Origin of the sequence: Collinsella sp. MSK.8.10 (assembly GCF_019041915.1) — a bacterium.
Lineage (GTDB): Bacteria > Actinomycetota > Coriobacteriia > Coriobacteriales > Coriobacteriaceae > Collinsella.
The window spans coordinates 104,879-123,204 of record NZ_JAHPYF010000007.1 but is presented as its reverse complement, the minus strand read 5'-3'; the positions used below and the strand labels follow the sequence as shown (position 1 = coordinate 123,204).

Annotated in this window: 21 protein-coding genes and 1 pseudogene; 3 read left to right on the top strand and 19 right to left on the bottom strand. The window is 60.3% G+C overall.

Annotated elements, in window-relative coordinates:
* Positions 1 to 72: 72 nt before the first annotated feature.
* Complete coding sequence (locus KTF55_RS08465; protein WP_138339630.1) at positions 73 to 1,467, bottom strand: uracil-xanthine permease family protein; 1,395 nt, start codon at positions 1,465 to 1,467, stop codon at positions 73 to 75.
* Positions 1,468 to 1,819: 352 nt separating this feature from the next.
* On the opposite strand from KTF55_RS08465, the gene KTF55_RS08460 reads away from it, so the two are divergent.
* Entirely contained in the window at positions 1,820 to 2,476 is a 657-nt protein-coding gene (locus KTF55_RS08460) for a transcriptional regulator (protein WP_226790694.1), read from the top strand.
* A gap of 112 nt (positions 2,477 to 2,588) precedes the next feature.
* Here the strand turns inward: KTF55_RS08460 and KTF55_RS08455 are convergent, their stop codons facing one another.
* Positions 2,589 to 2,966: a Rid family detoxifying hydrolase gene (locus KTF55_RS08455; protein ID WP_217108319.1), complete on the bottom strand. Its 378-nt coding sequence runs from the start codon at positions 2,964 to 2,966 to the stop codon at positions 2,589 to 2,591.
* Between the two features lie 300 nt (positions 2,967 to 3,266).
* Between KTF55_RS08455 and KTF55_RS08450 the strand changes: the two genes are divergently transcribed.
* Both KTF55_RS08450 and KTF55_RS08445 read left to right on the top strand, forming a co-directional pair.
* Complete coding sequence (locus tag KTF55_RS08450; protein ID WP_217108318.1) at positions 3,267 to 5,759, top strand: U32 family peptidase; 2,493 nt, start codon at positions 3,267 to 3,269, stop codon at positions 5,757 to 5,759.
* Positions 5,760 to 5,774: 15 nt separating this feature from the next.
* Positions 5,775 to 6,434, top strand: a complete 660-nt coding sequence (locus KTF55_RS08445; RefSeq protein ID WP_226790692.1) for an RluA family pseudouridine synthase — start codon at positions 5,775 to 5,777, stop codon at positions 6,432 to 6,434.
* A gap of 116 nt (positions 6,435 to 6,550) precedes the next feature.
* Here the strand turns inward: KTF55_RS08445 and KTF55_RS08440 are convergent, their stop codons facing one another.
* The 17 genes and pseudogenes from KTF55_RS08440 to KTF55_RS08360 all read right to left on the bottom strand — a co-directional run bounded on the left by KTF55_RS08440 (position 6,551) and on the right by KTF55_RS08360 (position 18,325).
* Complete coding sequence (locus KTF55_RS08440) at positions 6,551 to 7,297, bottom strand: DeoR/GlpR family DNA-binding transcription regulator (protein WP_217108317.1); 747 nt, start codon at positions 7,295 to 7,297, stop codon at positions 6,551 to 6,553.
* Between the two features lie 3 nt (positions 7,298 to 7,300).
* Positions 7,301 to 8,380, bottom strand: coding sequence for a Gfo/Idh/MocA family protein (locus KTF55_RS08435; RefSeq protein ID WP_217108316.1), 1,080 nt, complete (start codon positions 8,378 to 8,380; stop codon positions 7,301 to 7,303).
* Positions 8,381 to 8,890: 510 nt separating this feature from the next.
* Entirely contained in the window at positions 8,891 to 9,196 is a 306-nt protein-coding gene (gene rplX / locus KTF55_RS08430; RefSeq protein ID WP_099432059.1) for a 50S ribosomal protein L24, read from the bottom strand.
* Positions 9,197 to 9,209: 13 nt separating this feature from the next.
* A complete protein-coding gene (gene rplN, locus KTF55_RS08425; RefSeq protein ID WP_006235041.1) occupies positions 9,210 to 9,578 on the bottom strand; it encodes a 50S ribosomal protein L14 in 369 nt (122 codons plus the stop codon).
* 118 nt (positions 9,579 to 9,696) lie between these two features.
* On the bottom strand, positions 9,697 to 9,957 hold the full coding sequence (gene rpsQ / locus KTF55_RS08420) for a 30S ribosomal protein S17 (RefSeq protein WP_217108315.1): 261 nt from the start codon (positions 9,955 to 9,957) through the stop codon (positions 9,697 to 9,699).
* 16 nt (positions 9,958 to 9,973) lie between these two features.
* The gene (gene rpmC, locus KTF55_RS08415) at positions 9,974 to 10,189 is read right to left on the bottom strand and encodes a 50S ribosomal protein L29 (RefSeq protein ID WP_006235039.1); all 216 of its coding nucleotides are present in this window, start codon (positions 10,187 to 10,189) and stop codon (positions 9,974 to 9,976) included.
* Positions 10,190 to 10,296: 107 nt separating this feature from the next.
* Positions 10,297 to 10,692 (bottom strand): annotated as a pseudogene (gene rplP, locus KTF55_RS08410) (50S ribosomal protein L16); the annotation flags it as partial.
* Positions 10,692 to 11,402, bottom strand: coding sequence for a 30S ribosomal protein S3 (rpsC, locus tag KTF55_RS08405; protein WP_006235037.1), 711 nt, complete (start codon positions 11,400 to 11,402; stop codon positions 10,692 to 10,694). The pseudogene rplP and the gene rpsC, both read right to left, overlap by 1 nt.
* 6 nt (positions 11,403 to 11,408) lie before the next feature.
* Complete coding sequence (rplV, locus tag KTF55_RS08400) at positions 11,409 to 11,780, bottom strand: 50S ribosomal protein L22 (protein WP_006235036.1); 372 nt, start codon at positions 11,778 to 11,780, stop codon at positions 11,409 to 11,411.
* A gap of 14 nt (positions 11,781 to 11,794) precedes the next feature.
* Positions 11,795 to 12,055, bottom strand: coding sequence for a 30S ribosomal protein S19 (gene rpsS, locus KTF55_RS08395; RefSeq protein ID WP_006235035.1), 261 nt, complete (start codon positions 12,053 to 12,055; stop codon positions 11,795 to 11,797).
* Between the two features lie 32 nt (positions 12,056 to 12,087).
* The gene (rplB, locus tag KTF55_RS08390) at positions 12,088 to 12,918 is read right to left on the bottom strand and encodes a 50S ribosomal protein L2 (protein ID WP_022094198.1); all 831 of its coding nucleotides are present in this window, start codon (positions 12,916 to 12,918) and stop codon (positions 12,088 to 12,090) included.
* 179 nt (positions 12,919 to 13,097) lie between these two features.
* Positions 13,098 to 13,385, bottom strand: coding sequence for a 50S ribosomal protein L23 (rplW, locus tag KTF55_RS08385; RefSeq protein ID WP_022094197.1), 288 nt, complete (start codon positions 13,383 to 13,385; stop codon positions 13,098 to 13,100).
* A complete protein-coding gene (gene rplD, locus KTF55_RS08380) occupies positions 13,386 to 14,012 on the bottom strand; it encodes a 50S ribosomal protein L4 (RefSeq protein ID WP_006235032.1) in 627 nt (208 codons plus the stop codon). It abuts the gene before it with no gap.
* 46 nt (positions 14,013 to 14,058) lie between these two features.
* Positions 14,059 to 14,679, bottom strand: a complete 621-nt coding sequence (gene rplC, locus KTF55_RS08375; protein WP_035137484.1) for a 50S ribosomal protein L3 — start codon at positions 14,677 to 14,679, stop codon at positions 14,059 to 14,061.
* A 459-nt stretch (positions 14,680 to 15,138) separates the two neighbouring features.
* Complete coding sequence (locus KTF55_RS08370) at positions 15,139 to 15,765, bottom strand: histidine phosphatase family protein (protein ID WP_217108314.1); 627 nt, start codon at positions 15,763 to 15,765, stop codon at positions 15,139 to 15,141.
* 39 nt (positions 15,766 to 15,804) lie between these two features.
* A complete protein-coding gene (locus KTF55_RS08365) occupies positions 15,805 to 16,959 on the bottom strand; it encodes a cation diffusion facilitator family transporter (protein ID WP_148331879.1) in 1,155 nt (384 codons plus the stop codon).
* A 151-nt stretch (positions 16,960 to 17,110) separates the two neighbouring features.
* On the bottom strand, positions 17,111 to 18,325 hold the full coding sequence (locus tag KTF55_RS08360; protein WP_217108313.1) for a PTS transporter subunit EIIC: 1,215 nt from the start codon (positions 18,323 to 18,325) through the stop codon (positions 17,111 to 17,113).
* Position 18,326 lies beyond the last annotated feature (1 nt).

Genomic DNA, 18,326 nt, shown 5'->3' with positions numbered 1-18,326 from the left:
GAAGTGCGGCTTGGCGCCGCATGACGTCGGCGGACGAGGCGATGCGTCCGCCGACGAATAGCACCGAATTGGTTACTTCTTGCTCTCGGGCAAGACCAGATCCACGGCAGCGTCCTTGGCAGCATCGATGTGCTGGGCCACGACCGGCGTCTGCGGAAGGATCAGGTTAAGGACAATGGCCATGATGGCGGTGGGGGTTACGGCATTGGAGCCGATGACGGTGGAAACCCAGGTGGGCATACCCTCGCCGGCAAGGCAACCGCTGGCCATCCAGATACCCAGGCCAAAGACGACGGAGGTACCGACGATGGTGGTAGTGCGCTGCGTGAGGCCCTCGCGGGTGAACATGCGCACGCCGTTCATGGTGATGGTGCCAAAGACGCCGACGGTCGCGCCGCCGATGACGGGCTGCGGGATAGCGGAAAGGACGGCAGAGAGCTGCGGGAACAGACCGGCGATGGCAAAGACGGCCGCGATGATCACAAAGACCCACTTGTTGACGACCTTGTTGGAGCAGATGATGCCCACGTTCTGGCCAAGGGCGCTGGTGGGAAGACCGCCCAGCAGGCCGCCGACCATAGAGGTGAGGCCCTGGGACACGATAGCGCCGGAAAGCTCGCGCTCGGTGGGCATACGGTCGATGGAGCCCAGGCAGGCAGCGGAGACGTCGCCGATAACCTGGATGGCGACCATGGGGAACACGACGGCGAGGGTAATGCAGACCTCGGGATCAAACTCGAGTGCGTAGGGCATGAGCTTGGGAAGGGCGAAGACCTGAGCGGTGGCGACGCTGGAGAAGTCGATCATGCCAAAGGGGATGGAGACAATCATGCCAACGATCATGCCAAAGAACACGGATCCCAGCTTGAGCGTGCCCTTGCCAAAGTTGGCGAGCGCAAAGACCACGGCGAAGGTGATAAGAGCGACGCACCAGGCCTGCGGGGTGCCCCACAGCGGCGTACCCATACCGCCGGCCATATACTTGACGGCCGTGGGATACAGCGAAACGCCGATGGAGAAGATGACCGTACCGGTCACGACGGGCGGGAACAGCCACTTAATCTTGCTGTAGGCCAGACCAAAGAGGACCGCGACGGCACCGCCGACAATCTCGCCGCCCAGCAGCGCACCAAAGCTAAAGCCCGAGGCACCCATGGCCTGCAGGGCCGGCAGGAACGCGAACGAAACGCCCATGACGATGGGCAGGCCGCCGCCGATGCGACGGAAGGGAGCGAAGGCTTGAAGGGCCGTGTCGATTGCCGAAAGAATGAGCGCAACCTGAATGATGTCGGTGCTCTGCTGGCTATTAAAGCCGTAGACGCCGGCCATGATGACCGCCGGGGTAATGATGCCGGCAAACGATGCCAGCACATGCTGAAGGGCACACGGAATCATTTCCGTAACGGGCGGCATGCCTTCGCGAGTGAACAGGGCTTCAGTGCCGTTCGTAACCGTCTCCTGGGCCATTTGACCACCAATCCTCGAAGTAGTTGTTTTCGCATCTAGCGCTCTATTGTGACGCAGTGCGGGGGTGAGGTTGTGCCTTCGTTGCATATCGTATTAAAGATTTTTCTCATTCTCAATAATAATTTTTTGTTATCAGACTATTCTTGAGCTGAGACAATGCATTTCCGCAGGTCAGGAAAGTGTCCTGTCAAAATAGCATCTAACTTTTCTTTTGGTCGACCGTTTACCGCCAAATTCCTACCGCTCGTCCGTATTACGCAATGTACCTGCGAATATGTGAATCAATAGACACCGTGTTACCATGAGAAAAAATTGTTATGAACATTTCCGATTTCACCCAAAGGAGTTGCCCGTGAACGAGACCGTACGTCGCTTTTTGCCGATGGTCGATTTTCTGGAGCAGGTACTCGGCAAAAACAGCGAAATCGTGCTGCACGATTTCTCGGATCCCGACCACGCCATCGTTGATATTCGCAACGGCATCGTGAGCGGCCGCAAGGTCGGCGGTCCCGCCACCGATCTGGCACTCAAGATCATGCACGACGCCAAGTATCGCGACCTGCCGTTTATTACGGGCTACGAGGGGCGCGGTGCCGGCGGCAAGACGTTGGAGTCAGCGACGTACTTTATCCGCGAGGATAACGAGATCGTCGGCATGCTCTGCGTCAACACCGATCTTTCCACGGTACGCTCCATCAACGCCATGGCTCAGCAGCTCATGGCCTGCTTCGACGCTGTGCCAAGGCAGGCGGAGCCCGCGTCTATCGAGGTCGAAAGTCTTTCGGAGTCTACACAGGAGCTCATCGACCGCAGCATTGCCGAGTTGCTGAGCGCGCGCGGGCTGGATGTGGCGTCGCTTGGTCAGAGCGACCGCGTGGACGTCATTCGCCACCTCAACGGCAACGGGGTGTTCATGCTCAAGGGCGCCGTGTCCTGCGCCGCCACCGCGCTGGGCATCTCGGAGCCCAGCGTCTACCGCTACCTGCAAAAAGTCCGCAAGGAAGGCTAACGGGCAAAATGGAGCGCGGCTCCACAAGCGATCCGTCACTTGATAAAAGACCCTGCAGCTCGCACGCGCTGCAGGGTCTTTTTGCATGTCATGTTTAGTTGTGGCCAACGCCTTAGAGAGCGGCGACGACCTCGATCTCGACCAGACCGCCGGCCGGAAGAGCGGCAACCTGGAAAGCGCTGCGCGCGGGGAACGGAGCCTCGAACTTGGAAGCGTAGATCTCGTTCACGGCAGCGAAGTCGGCGATGTCGGCCAGGTAGACCGTGGTCTTGACGACATCGGCAAAGGTAGCGCCGGCAGCGGTCACCAGGGCCTCAACGTTGGCGAGGGACTGCTTGGCCTGGGCCTCGACGCCCTCGGGCATCTTGCCAGTCGCGGGATCGATGCCCAGCTGGCCGGACAGGAACACCATGTTGCCGGCCTGGATACCGGGGGAATACGGGCCGATGGCTGCGGGTGCGTTATCGGAAGACACGACGGTCTTGCTCATGTTTTTCTCCTTACGATCAATTGAGAGAGCGTGAGCGCGGTGTTCACACCGGGAGGCACAGTTCGGTCTGAACACCGCGCTTGATTGGGATAGTACTCAAGGTTTCCGCGCGATGCAAGATTATTATCACGTTGCGAGAATATTTTATCGCCCAACGGTTTCCCCGAACCGCTGAACGGTTCTCATGTGGAGCAGCCAGTCCAAGCTGCTGAAGACTTTGTCCTGCTTAGGCTGCGGGCGTCGCCCACCGCAGCGACGCCACTATACTTTTGAGTATCTGAGCATTTTGAAAGGCAGGATATGACCGCAACCGCCAGTCGAACCACCAACCGCAGACCCGAGCTTTTAGCGCCCGCCGGAGGACCCGAGCCCTTTGCCGCCGCACTCGCCGCCGGGGCAGACGCCATCTACTGCGGCATGGGCAGCTTCAACGCCCGCCGCAAGGCCACCAACTTTACCGACGAGACCTTTGAGCAAGCCTGCCGCGCCGCACATCTAGCCGGGTCGCGCGTCTACGTCACGGTCAACATCGTCATCAAGCAGTCCGAGATGGACGATGCGCTGCAACTCATCTATCGCTGCTCAACGCTGGGCGCCGACGCCTTCATTATCCAGGACTGGGGTCTGTTCTTTGAAGTCAAGCGCACCATGCCCGGCATCGAGACGCACATCTCAACCCAAGCAAACATCCACGACGACCGCGGAACCCTTTGGTGCCGTGAGCAGGGCGCCGACCGAGTGACCTTGTCGCGCGAGCTCTCCATTGACGAGATCGTCGCCATCCACGACGCCGCACCCGATGTGGACCTCGAGGTCTTTAGCCACGGTGCCATCTGCTTTTGTTACTCGGGCCTGTGCCTGCTCTCGAGCTTTGCCATGGCGGGCCGCTCGGCCAACCGCGGCATGTGCGCCCAGCCCTGCCGCCTGCCCTACGAGCTGATCGACGAGAACGGCCGCTCGCTCTCCCCTGCCGGTCGCGAGCGTGCGCTATGCCCGCGCGACACCAACACTTCGCAGCTTGTTCGCCGTCTGTATGACGCCGGCGCCGCATCGCTCAAGCTCGAGGGCCGCATGAAGGCCCCCGATTACGTGTACTCCATCGTCGACGTGTATCGTCATCAGATTGATGACATGCTGGCCGATGTTTCGACCTCCAAGGATGAGGATGCAGCCCGCCAGCGACAGCTCAAGCGCTGCTTTAACCGCGACTTTACGCACGCCTACCAAGACGGTACCTCGGGTGACGAGATGATGAGCTACGAGCGCTCCAACAACCGCGGCCAGATCGTGGGCACGGTGCTGGGCAGCCGCCCGGCCAACCGCGATGTGCGCGGCCTCAAGCCCGACGACCGCCGTCGGCGCGCCGCCATCGCCCGCATTGAGTTGTTTGAGCCCGTGGGCAAGGGCGACCTGCTGGAGCTTCGCCACGATAACGAGTTTGACCAGTTCCTGACCACCATTGCCGCCGATGATGCCGCCGCCGGTGACATCATCGAGTGCCGCGTGCCTCGCAGCATGCCCGAGGGCTGCCGCGTGCGCGTGATTCGAAGCCAGCGCGCCATTGACGCTGCCGGCGCCGCGCTCAAGCGCGATGTGCTGCGCCGCCGCGCCGTTGATGTAACCGTTGTGGCGCGTTTGGGCGAACCGTTTGCCGTCACGCTTACTTGCTGCGACGCCCCTTCGCTTACGGCCACGGCCACGGGCTTTACCGTCGAGGCCGCCAAGACCCGCGCGGTCGAGGCGTCCGATCTGGTAGAGCATGTGGGCCGCATGGGGTCCTCGCCCTTTGAGTCCGCGAGCTTTGATGTGGCGCTCGATAAGGGCTGCGGCATGGGCTTCTCCGCTGTGCACAAGGTGCGCGCCGCCGCCTGCAAGGCGCTGGAGGAGGCCATTCTGGCACCGTATGACGAGCGTGCCCGCACGCTCGAGCTGCCGGTGCTCGACAAATGTACGCGGCCCATGCCCGAGCACTACCGCGACGAGCCGCAGATCTGCGCCACCGTCACCTCGCTCGAGGCCGCCGAGGCAGCGCGAGCGGAGGGTGCAACGCGCATCTACATGACCACCGACGCGCTCGATGCGGCCGAGCTCTCCCCCGCCGATGCGTTTGAGCAGGGCATCGTGCCCGTGCTCGACGAGGTCTGCCGTGCCGTTGACCACGAGCGCGTCGACCCGTGGGTTGTTGCCGGCGCCACGGTCGCTATTGGCAACATCTCTGAGCTTGCCCTGGCCGCCCAGGTTGGCGCCACGGCCGAGATTCGCTCTTGCCTGCCGGTGCACAACACGCCCTGCATGGAGGCGCTTGCCGAGCGCGGAGCCGGTGCGTTTTGGCTCTCGCCCGAGATCACACTCGACGAGATTGTCTCGCTCGGCGCCGCCGCGCCCGCGACTCTGGGCATCACCGTCTTTGGCCGGCCGCGCGTCATGACAAGCGAGCATTGCATTCTGCAGGTTGCCAACGGCTGCATCCACGATTGCGCCAACTGCCGCCTGCGTGTCCGCAAGCTCTCGCTCAAGAATATCGACGGAAAGGTCATGCCGGTGCGTACCGACATCCACGGCCGCTCTCGCCTGTACGATGCTTACCCCATCGACCTCACGCCGCAGGTTCCTCAGCTGCTCGATGCCGGCGTGCGTCGTCTCATGGTGGACGGAACGCTGCTCGAGACGGATGAGGTGGGCCGTGCCGTCGCCCGCGTCCGTCGTGCCGTCGAGGCCGCGCAGGCCGGCCGCAAGCCCGCCGCCCGTCTGCGCGGGGCGACCTCGGGCTGCATGTTTGTGGGAATCAGCTAACCGAAAGGCTTACACGTGAACGAAGAACCTCAAGTCCTCTACTGCGACGCCTGGCTCATGGCCATCGACAAGCCCGCCGGCATGATCGTCCACGGCGACGGCACCGGCGAGCGCACGCTCACCGACTACGCCAGCGACCTGCTGCTGGCGATGGGCGACGGCTTTGCCGCGACCGACATGCAGCCGCTCAACCGTCTGGACCGTGACACCACCGGCGTGGTGCTGTTCTCGCTCGACAAGCAGACGCAACCTGCCTTTGACCAGATGGTCATCGACCACGCTTTCGAAAAGCACTACCTCGCGCTCGCCGAGGGCAAGATCGACTGGGACGAAAAGCTCATCGACAAGCCCATCGCCCGCGACCGTCACGATAGCCGCAAGATGCGCGTTGGCGCCAGCGGCAAGCCGTCTCAGACGCGCGTGAAGGTGCTCAAGCGTCTTAAGAGCCGTCGTGGCCTGCCCACACGCTCGTATATCGATGTCGAGCTGCTCACCGGCCGCAAACACCAAATCCGTGTGCACCTGGCGAGCGAGCGTCATCCCCTGGTTGGCGACGACCTGTACGGAACGCCGCGCCCCTGCGGCCTGATGCTCCATGCCCACAGCGTGTCCTTTACGCATCCCGTAACCGGTGAGCACATCCACATCGAAGCCCCCTGCCCCTGGGAGCCCTAAAACCTGCCGAAAAGGGACAGGTTTATTTTGGCAGGTTTTATCTGGGCAAACGTCAAAACCACCACAAAGGTTCCCGCCCCTTTGCGGTGGTTTTGGCCTTAGCCCGTCCCCTGCTGTTAGACCGTGATGACGTTGTCCATTGCCCGGTACTTGGCGGGGACATCGCCTGCGGTAATAATCGTTGCGTCGCGGAAGTCCGCGAACTTGACGGGCGCCACCATGCCAAATTTACTGGCGTCCGAGATTACGAAGCGTTTGGCGGTATGGCGCATCGAGATACGCTTGACCTGTGCTTCCTCGATATCCGGTGTGGTGAGACCTTGCTCGGCCGCGATGCCGTTGGATCCCCAAAAGCCGCAGTTGAAGTTATAGCGGTCCAGGGTTGCCAAGGCATCGGGGCCAACGAGCGCCTCGGTCTCGGGTTTGAGCTCGCCGCCCAGCACCACGGTACGCATGCCGCGCAAAGCAAGGTGCTGAGCATGGAGCACGGAATCGGTCACATAGGTGACGCCGTCGAGACGCGGAAGATGCTCGATGAGCTTGAGGGTCGTTGAGCCCGAATCGATATACACAAAGCTATCGGGCTCCACCAGGGCCGCGGCACGAGCACAGATGCGCTCCTTGTCATCGTTATGGAGATCACTGCGTTCGCTGATCGTCAAGTCGCGCGTCACGTGCGCGCGCTCCAGACTCGTCGCACCTCCGTGCACCTTGGCGATACGGTGCGCGCGGTCGAGCGTTTGCAAGTCACGGCGAATGGTGGACGGTGTCACGCCCAGGGCCTCGGCAAGTTCCGGCACGGTAACCGAGCCGGCCTGCTGCACCATCGACACGATCGCATTGAGCCTATCTTCCGCAAGCATCGCTTACTCCTCCTCGGGGTACACGACTCCCCAATCGGCGCGGAGCTTGGTCATAAGCTCCATAACATCAGAAGCATAATCCAGCAGCTCGCGCTTGGAGTCGTCGCCGGCAACGGCCTTCTCAAGATCGGCCATCTCATAGCAAAGGGTGTAAGCTTCGGTGCCGGCGTGGACCTCCTCGCGGTGGCCGTCCACAGTCCACACGATGGTCGCGTGATCGGCGCGCGGATACTCGTTGACCTCGATATAGCACTTGTCGAAGCTGATGACCGAGCGCTTGGGCTGCTTGGAGTGGAGCGTAAGGCTCACAACACCCAGCTGCTGCTCGGCGTTACGGCAGACAATGCCGCCCGCAACGTCGACACCGGTCTCACAGGTGTTGCCCAGCGAGACAACCTCAGCGGGCTGGCTCGCCATAAAGAGGCGCATAACGGAGAGCGCATACACGCCAATGTCGAGCATGGCGCCACCGGCAAGGCTACGGTTGTAGAAGCGGTTGGTCAGGTCGCCGTACTCCTTATAGCTGCCAAAGTTGAGCTGAGCGAGATTCATGCGGCCGAACTCGCCGACATCCATGCGACGACGCAGCTCCTGATACAAGGGCATGTGAAGCACCGTGGTGGCGTCCATAAGGACCACGTTGTGCTCGTCGGCAATGGCGCGGGCCTCGTCAAGCTCGGCGGAATTGAGGGTAATGGCCTTCTCGCAGAGCACGTGCTTGCCAGCTGCCAGAGCGGCTCGCAGATAGGTGATATGCGTGTTGTGCGGCGTGGTGATATAGACTGCGTCAATGTCCGGATCGGCGTAGAGATCCTCGACCGTGCCATAGACCTTCTCAACGCCATACTGCTCTGCAAAAGCCTGAGCCTTGGACAGCGTGCGGTTGGCAACGCCCGCGAGCTTTCGGCCGGCAAGGGCGAGAGACTGAGCCATCTGGTTGGCGATAACGCCACACCCAATTACAGCCCAACGAAGCTCGGGAGCCGTAAAGATGTCGTTTGGGAACGGCTGATTCTGGACCGAGGCAAACGCCGCCTTTGCGGCTGCCTCGGCGTCGAGCGGAGCCTGTTTGGAATCTGCCATGATGTGCCTCCTGAGTCATCGGAAGTCCTTCATTTCTAACAAACCTATAGTCGCACAATTGCGCGCGTATCTGCTCGTGTTTGCGTATTTATTTGCTTATCGGTCATTATTTAGCCATAGTTGGCAGATGTTTGCGCGGCTATGCGCATTGTCGCGCAAGGCTATGCGCGTAAATGCGCATGCGACGATCCTTGTGAAACATAAAGGGGCGGAACACCAAAGCCCTAAAAGACAGACCCAGCTGTATTACTTCACTCCTCTGGGGGCATCAGACATCAAAGGATCGTCCCAAACTGCCGGCACATAGAGACTGTCCCCCCAACGACTGGTCATTTAAGTCTGTCCCCAATGAATGGTCGTCCCCAGCTGCCGACAGAAAATGAACGCCCCCAGGTGCCGGCATTTCAACGGCCACTCATTTAAGTCTGTCCCCAATGAGTAGGGATAGAAAAAGACCCGGGTGCCGTGGAGCATCCGGGCCTTTGCTAGCAACTTGATGTTGCGGGCAGCTTAGAACTTGTGGCCGCACTTCTTGCAGACGCGCAGCTTGTTCTTGCCGTCCTTCTCGTGACCGACGCGGGTAACCTTACCGCACTCGGGGCAAACGAGATTGACGTTGGAGGCGTCGATGGGAGCCTCCTGCGAAACGATGCCGCCCTGCTGGTTGGCAGCGTTGGGCTTGACGGCCTTCTTGACGACCGAAACGCCCTCGACAACGACCTTGTTCTCGGCGGGGAGAGCACGCAGGATAACGCCCTGCTTGCCGCGATCCTTACCAGAGAGAACCTGGACCTTATCGCCCTTCTTGATATACATATATCTCCCCTAACTACAGGGTCTCGGGAGCGAGCGAGACGATCTTCATGTACTTCTTGTCACGAAGCTCGCGAGCGACAGGCCCGAAGATACGGGTGCCGACGGGCGAACCATCGTTGTTGATGACAACGCAGGCGTTCTCATCAAAGCGAATGTAGGAGCCATCCTTGCGGCGGATCTCCTTAACGGTGCGAACGACGACGCAACGGACAACGTCCTTCTTCTTGACGTTGGCGCCAGGGGTAGCCTCCTGGACAGCACCGATGAACACATCGCCGATGCCTGCATAACGACGCTTGGAACCGCCAAGCACCTTGATGCAGCGAATCTTGCGAGCGCCGGAGTTGTCGGCGACGTTCAGCATGGTTTGCATCTGAATCATGGTAGATGTTCCTCCGAACTAAGAACCGAAGAGAGGTGCGCAGCCTTTATACGGCCCGTGGTATGCAAGCCAGGCATACGCACATCTTCGGAAACGTACAAGTCGTAAGAGCGACTGCTTATTTAGCGCGCTCGACGACCTCGATGAGGCGCCAACGCTTCATCTTGGACATAGGACGGGTCTCCATAACGCGGACGGTATCGCCCACGCCAGCCGTGCACTCCTCGTCGTGAGCGTGCAGCTTCTTGGAGCTGGTCATCATCTTGCCGTACTTGGGGTGACGCTTGTGCTCGGTGATGGTGACAACAATGGTCTTGGCACCGGAGACGGAGGTAACGACACCCGTACGGACCTTACGCGAGTTACGCGAATCAGTCATGTTCTCTCCTTAGGTCCTACTCGGCGACAGCGGACTTCTCCGCTGCGATCTCGCGGGCGCGCTGCTCCGTGAGGACGCGAGCGATGTCCTTCTTCACGGTGTTGACGCGAGCGGTGTTGTCCAGCTGGCTGGTGGCCATCTGGAAACGAAGGTTAAAGAGCTCGGCGCGCATTTCCTTCAGCTTCTCAACGAGCTGAGCGTCCGAGAGCTCACGAATCTCTGCGGGCTTCATTAGTTCTCCTCCTTGGCGGCGGCGGCGTCCTCAGCAGCCCACTTGGCCTCGAGAGCGGCCTCCTCAGCCATCTCCTTCTCGATGCGCTGCTCAGCGTTCTTGGCAGCAACAATCTTGGTCTTGATGGGAAGCTTATGCTGTGCAAGACGCAGAGCCTCGCGAGCGACCTCCTCGGGCACGCCCTTGACCTCGAACATGATGCGGCCGGGCTTGACGACGGCCACCCACTCCTCGGGGTTACCCTTACCAGAACCCATGCGAGTCTCGGCAGGCTTCTTGGTGATGGGCTTATCGGGGAAGATCGTGATGTAGACACGACCGCCACGCTTCATGTAGCGGGTCATGGCAATACGAGCGGCCTCGATCTGACGGTTGGTGATCCAATGGGCCTCGAGAGCCTGGATACCAAACTCGCCGAAATGCAGCTCGGTATTACCCTTGGCCTGGCCCTTCATGGAGCCACGCTGCACCTTGCGGTGAAGAATACGCTTAGGGGCAAGCACTACTGACCCCTCCTCTCGGAGTTACGACGACGAGGACGGGAAGAGCCCTCGAGTGCAGGGTTGGGAACAGGCTGGCCCGGGAGCTTCTCGCCCAGGTAGATCCAGACCTTCACGCCGCAAGCGCCCATGGTGGTGCTGGCGACAGCCGTGCCGTAGTCGATCTTGGCACGGAGGGTGTGCAGAGGCACGCGACCCTCACGGTACCACTCACGACGGCCCATCTCGGCACCGCCGAGACGACCGGAGCACTGGATACGGATGCCCTTAGCGCCGGCCTTGCGGGCGGACTGGACAGCCTTGCGCATGGCGCGACGGAAGGCAACGCGGCCCTCGAGCTGCTCGGCGATAGACTGAGCAACGAGGTTGGCGTCGAGCTCGGGGCGCTTGATCTCGACAACGTCGACGGAGAGCTGGCCCTTGGAGACGCCAGCAACCTTCTCGAGCTCGGTGCGGAGGGTATCGATCTCGGCACCCTTCTTACCGATGACAACGCCAGGGCGAGCGGTGAGGATGATGACCTTCACCTTGTCGCCAGCGCGCTCGATCTCGACGCGGGAGACAGCTGCGCGGGAAAGACGCTTCTCGAGGTACTTGCGGATCTCGAGATCGTTACCGAGGGTCTTAGCGTAATCCTTCTCTGCGAACCAGCGGGAGCGCCAGTTCTCGGTGATGCCAAGACGGAAGCCGGTGGGGTAGACTTTCTGACCCATACAGCTTTACGCCTCCTTTCGAGGAGCAACGACGACGGTGATGTGGGAAGTACGCTTCAGAATGCGAGAAGCGGAACCCTTGGCGCGGGGACGGATGCGCTTAAGCGTCGGACCCTCGTCAACATAGGCAGCGGCGACAACCAGGTTGTCGGCACGCAGACCGTTGTTGTTCTCGGCGTTCGCAACGGCGGAACGGAGAACCTTCTCGACATCCACGGCGACGGCGCGGTCGCAGAAGTGGAGGATGTCGAAGGCCTGAGCGACAGGCTTGCGGCGGATCAGATCGACCACCAGGCGGGCCTTGCTGGGGGAAACACGCACGTACTTAGCGACGGCGCGAACCTCGGTGGCCTCAGTTTCAATAGACTTAGTTGCCATTTACGGTTAACCCCCTATTTGGCCTTGTGGCCACGGAACGTACGAGTCGGCGCGAACTCGCCGAGCTTGTGACCAACCATGGACTCGGTAACATACACGGGCACATGCTTGCGGCCGTCGTGGACGGCGATGGTGTGACCAACCATCTCGGGGAAGATGGTGGACGCGCGGGACCAGGTCTTCACGACGTCCTTCTTGCCAGCCTCGTTCATCGCGGTGATACGCGAGAGAAGGCGAGTCTCCACGAACGGGCCCTTTTTGAGACTTCTGCTCATAAGTGCTTTCTCCTAAAACTCGGTATCCGAAATTACTTCTTACGGCGACGAATGATGTGCTGGTTCGAGACCTTCTTCTTCTTGCGCGTACGAAGGCCCTTCGTCGGCTTACCCCAGGGGGTAACGGAGGGACGACCAGAGGTGTGGTTCTTGCCCTCGCCACCGCCGTGCGGGTGGTCGACAGGGTTCATGACGGTACCGCGGACGGTCGGGCGCACGTTCATGTGACGCTTACGGCCGGCCTTGCCGATGACGATGTTGGAGTGATCGGCGTTGCCGACCTCACCGACGGTGGCGCGGCAGGTAACGAGGATGCGGCGCATCTCGGAGGAAGGCATACGGACGATGGCGTACTTGCCCTCCTTACCCATCAGCTGGCAGGAGTTACCGGCGGAACGGGCGATAGCAGCGCCCTTGCCCGGCTGGAACTCGACGGCGTGGATGAGCGTACCGACGGGGATGTCGGCGAGGGGCAGAGCGTTGCCCGGCTTGATGTCGGCGTCAGAACCGGACATGATGGTCTGACCGACCTCGAGGCCCTTGGGGGCCAGGATGTAGCGCTTCTCACCGTCAGCGTAGTGCAGCAGAGCGATGCGAGCGGAACGGTTCGGATCGTACTCGATCGTGGCGACCTTGGCGGGCACGCCGTCCTTGTTGCGCTTGAAGTCGATCACGCGGTAACGACGCTTCACGCCGCCGCCCTGGTGGCGGGTGGTGATGCGGCCGTTGTTGTTACGACCGGCCTTCTTGGGCAGGGGCTCGAGAAGAGACTTCTCGGGCTTGGTGCAGGTGATCTCGGAGAAGTCGGAGATCGTCTGCCAACGCCTACCAGCGGAGGTCGGCTTAAGGTGCTTTACAGCCATTACAATCCCTTTCAATAGGAATCCGTTAGCCATCGCAGACAGGGATTCGAGGTTCTGCCTCGGGTGCGATGACACCGGACGTATACACGGTTCCGGGCGTGTCCATTTTATACGCCCAAAACCTTGAGCTCTCGCCTCCCCTTTTTGGGAGGCATGAGCTCACTCAACAGCAGCGAGTCTTAGGCCTGGTTGCCAAAGACCTCGATGGTGTCGCCCTCGGCCAGCGTGACGATGGCCTTCTTCCAAGAACGGGTCTTGCCGGCGACATAGCGCACGCGCTTGGTCTTGGGCTTGACCGTCAGGGTGTTCACGCGAACGACCTTGACGCCGAAGATCTCCTCGACAGCGTCCTTGATCTGATACTTGTTAGCATCCTTGGCGACCTCGAACGTGTACTTGTTCAGCTCCATGCCGGAGAAGGAACGCTCGGACACGATCGGACGGATGATGATCTCGTGGGCGGTCATTTATGCAAGCACCTCCCCGAAGTGAGCGGCGATGTCGGCGGGCATCAGCACGGCGTTGTTGTTGACGAGATCGTAGGTGTTGGCCTCGTCAGCGGTGATGATGAACGTCTTGGGAATGTTGCGGAACGACAGGTAGGCGTTGACGTCCTCATCGCGAACGATGATGGTCAGACGCTTGCCCTCAAGGCCGAGAGCCTTGAGCATGGCGACGGCAGCCTTGGTGGAAGGCTTCTCGAAGCCGTAGTCGTCGACGAGCACGAGCTCGCCATCGGCCAGCTTGGCGGACAGCGCGGAGCGCATAGCCAGCTTGACCTCCTTGTTGTTCATACGCTTAGCGTAGGAACGGGGCTTGGGGGCGAAGACAACGCCACCGTGACGCCACTGGGCAGCACGGATGGAACCCTGGCGGGCACGGCCGGTGCCCTTCTGACGCCAAGGCTTCTTGCCGCCACCGGAAACCTCAGAGCGGCCCTTAGCGGACTGGGTGCCCTGACGCCAAGAGGCCATCTGGCACTTGACGATGTGGTGCATAACGTGGATGTTCGGCTCGATGCCGTACACCTCAGCGGCGAGCTCGGCCTCGGCGACCTTCTTGCCCTCGCTGTTCTTTACTTCAAACTTTGCCATTTAAGTGTTCTCCTTGGTATGACGCTGGGCTAAATGGGCTGGGCCCTTAGGCCATACGGATGGCGACGAGACCATTCTTGGCACCCGGGACAGCGCCCTTGACCAAGATGAGGTTCTGCTCGGCATCGATGCGGACAACGGAAAGGTTCTTGACGGTAACGCGCTCGTTACCCATGTGACCGGCCATCTTGACGCCCTTGAGGACGCGCGCAGGATAGGCGCACTGACCGATAGAACCGGGGTGACGCTGGAAGTGAGAACCATGCGTCATAGGACCGCGGCGCTGACCCCAGCGCTTGATGCGACCCTGGAAGCCCTTACCCTTGGAGGTACCGATGACGTCGACCTTCTCGACATCAGCGAAATCAGCGACGGTGACGACCTCGCCGACCTTGTGCTCCTCGCCGTTCTCGACGCGGACCTCACGAAGGAAGCGGACAGGCTCGACGCCAGCCTTGGCGAAGTGACCAGCCATGGGCTTGTTCACGTTCTTGGCCTTGATGTCGCCGAAACCGATCTGGACGGCGTCATAGCCGTCGGTTGCCTGAGTTTTAACCTGCGAGACAGCGCAGGGGCCAGCCTGGATGACCGTGACGGGAACGACGTTGTCGTCCTCGTCCCAAACCTGGGTCATGCCAATCTTGCGGCCGAGAATCATGCTGATCAAGATATGATCCCAACTCTCGCGTGGTCTTGGGACAATGCGTACACCACCGAGCGTACGCCCCTAGAGGACCACTACTTACACGACGTGCTCCCCAGCCTTGTATTTCGCCCGGACTACCTGACAACCCTATTAAGCAGGCATTTTGTCCAGCCAGAATACTCCCCTGGTTACACACAGCTGTTTAGTATACACGGCTGCGGGCGTATCCATCGAGATTCATATTTCACTCACATTGTTTACGCAGGTAAAGTGCGTGGCACGTTCCCAGTGTGCGGCGGAGGGGGCGGGCCTGAGACATATTAAGGTTGCTGCTCTACAGTCCTGCTCACGACGGAGAGCACATTAAGTGCTCTCCTGTTCGTGCGGAACTCGCGACAACCTTAATATGTCTCAGGCCCGCCCCCTCCGCCGCACACTGGGAACGCCACGTTGATGTCTGCTAAACCTTGCTCGCTCAGGCTAATGACTTTGTTGGGGGTCCACTATTTGCTGGAGGGTGAACTTGCATTGGGACGGTTCGCCTTCTGCTTGTGGCTTTGCCTCATCGAAATCGAAGATCATGATGGCGCAGTTGGGGAGTTTTGTTGGGAGCTCGAAGTCCTCTGGGGCTGCGGCCTTGATAAATTGGCGGCTGGCGCTGCCGTGGCTTACTGCTAGAAGGGTTTCGATGCCCCCGGAGCCCATGATATTGGTAAGCGCATCCACCATACGTTCTTGCAGCGCCTGGCTTCCTTCTCCTCCGAAGGGGACCAGGTCCTCGCCCGGATCCCAGACGTCGGTGGGCAGCGCGCCGTGCGGGCCTTCTTCGAAGGAGCCGTAGCAGCGCTCGATAATGCCTTCGCAGGGCTCGGCTGCTGCGTCCGGGCCGAGGAGCTCGCATGCGACGAGACTTGCCGTGTCCATGGCTCGGCCTAAGGGTGATGAGACCACTTTGTCGGGGACGACGCCGTGGGCTTTGAGCCATGCGGCTGCCATCCCGGCTTGCTGACGGCCTAAGTCGGTGAGCGGTGAATCGCAGCGGCCCTGGACCAGCTTTTTGACGTTGAACTCCGTCTGACCGTGGCGGAGTAGATACAGCTTCTTCATGCTCTCCCCTTCTGCATAACCTGCTTTGCCGGCATAGCCTTACTCGTGGGTATGCCCTACGTAGTCTTCGTCGATCGTAATCTTGGCAATCGACTTGGGATATTCCGATTCGACCCGTTGTGTCAGCGCGTGCTTTACGTCTTCGGCACTCATCTGCAGATCCGAGGGACGCACGCAGTCAAAGATCACGTTGGTGTGCGTAGGACCCGGCACGCAGCGCAGGTCATGAATCGAGAGGCGGCTATCGATCTCCTGGGCCATGGCGTGAATGCGCAAGCGCATGCTCGCCAGCTTGGGGTCATCGGTCACGATGGGATCGTAGTGAAGCGTAACGATCATGCCGTCTTCGTCCCTAAACGACTGCTCGATGTTATCGAGCGTGTCGTGACTTTCCAACGGGCTGTCCTCGGCCGCCATCTCGGCATGCGCACTTGCAAACTTCCTGCCCGGGCCGTAGTCGTGAACCATCAAATCGTGAACGCCCAAAACGCCGGGATAGCTCATGATCTTGTCTCGAATGTGCTTGACCAGCTTAGGATCGGGCGACTGGCCCAAAAGCGGGCTCACCGTATCCTGGATGAGCTCAAAACCGCTCCAGCCAATATAGGCGCCAACGGCAAGGCCGACCCATGCGTCAAGATTGATGTGCGTCACCTGCGAAACAATTGCGCACGCCAACACGGCGCCTGTGGCAAGGACATCGTTCTTGGAATCCTGCGCGGTCGCATGCAGCGTCTCGGACTCAATGCGATCGCCGAGCTTTTGGTTGAGGGCCGCCATCCACAGCTTTACAACCATCGAAAGTGCCAGGACCGCCACCAGGGCAAGCGAGAACTCGACAGGCTCCGGGTTGACAATACGCTCCACCGAGGACTTCACCAGTTCGATGCCAATAAGCAGCACGAGCGCCGCCACGACCAAACCCGAGAGATACTCGTAGCGACCGTGGCCGTAAGGATGCTCGGGGTCGGCCGGCTTGCTCGCCAGCTTAAAGCCCAGCACGCTCACGATATTCGAGCTTGCATCGGACAGGTTGTTCATGGCATCCGCCACAATCGAAACCGATCCCGACAGCACGCCAATTACGCCCTTCGCAGCGCATAGTGCCACATTGGCGAGAATACACACCACGCCCGTCAACGTGCCCACGCGCGCACGGTCGCCCTGCGCACGCTTAACAATCCACTCGACCATCTACATCCGCCCCCACGGTACTGCCTATATATCTATTGCTCAAACGGATTGTAGTGTAGCCACTTTGTCCCCCAGATACAAAAAAGGCCGCAACCCACACGGGCCACGGCCTTGGAATATGGCAAAGGAATCGTCCTTGTGTCGCACAGGTTTACGCGCTTACTTCGGCCACGCTCTTCGAGGTTTCGGGTGAATCGGCTCCGTCCCCCGTCGTCTGTCCCTTCGCCGGCACCGCGCCAAAGCAGTAGCTCAGCGCCGCAGACACCGCAAATGCCACACCGCCGGCAGCGCAGCACCACAGCAGGTTCGAGATGCCGCCCGTGGCAAAGCCAATGACCATAAGGACATTCGTCATGCCGATGGTATAGGCCGTAACGTGGCCCACGGCCGCAACAAGGCCTCCGACGGCGCCGCCAATGGCCATGCACGTCAGGCACCTGCCATATTTAAAGCCGCAACCGTACAGCGCCGGCTCGCTTACGCCGCCAAGAACACCCGAGATTGAATAGCCCAGCATGAGCGCCTTCTCGTCCTTATCCGCAACGCGAAGCGACGCGCCAAAGGGCATGCCCCAAACGGCGAACGTTGCCATCGTCGCGGCGATCAGGATGCACGAATCCGTTCCCACACTCATAAACTGCGCATAGGCGAGCGATAGGACAACGTTGCTGACGCCGGCGATCTTTAGGAACTCCCAGCCCGCAGCAAGCCCCATGAGCGTGAGCAGCGACACGATGCCACCGGAATTGCCAAGCATAAACATAAGCTGGCCCAACAGCATGCCCAGATAGCTGCCCGCCGGCGCCGTAATACACAGCGAAACCGGAACCATGACAAGCATGGTCGCAAACGGAACGAACGAAAACGCCACGGCCTTAGGGATAACGCGCTTAAAGAAACACTCCACTCGCCATAGCACGGGCACCGAGATGAGAACCGGAATAACAGTCGTCGTGTAATCGTTGACCGGCGCGGGAAGCAGACCATACACGGAAGTCATCGATGCCCCCGTCGTCGATGCGGCATCGACAAGCTTGAGTAAATCGGGTGCAATCAATACGCCGCCCAGCATCATGCCCAGCTGCTCCGAGCAACCGAGCTGGCGGGCGGCCGCCCAACCAAGATAAATGGGCAAAAAGTAGTAGCCGGCGTTATAGAGCCAACTGTAGAACAGGCGATAGATATCGGAATCGGCAGACCACAGGCCCAGCATGCCTTCGCCCATAATGACAGCGACGGTGCGGAACAACGCCGCGCAGACAATAAACGGCAGCGCCGACATCATGCTTTTGGACAGATAGTCCACCACGGCCATGGCGTTTGATGAAACCGACGTTGTAAACGAGGTGTTAGAAACTTGTAGCATG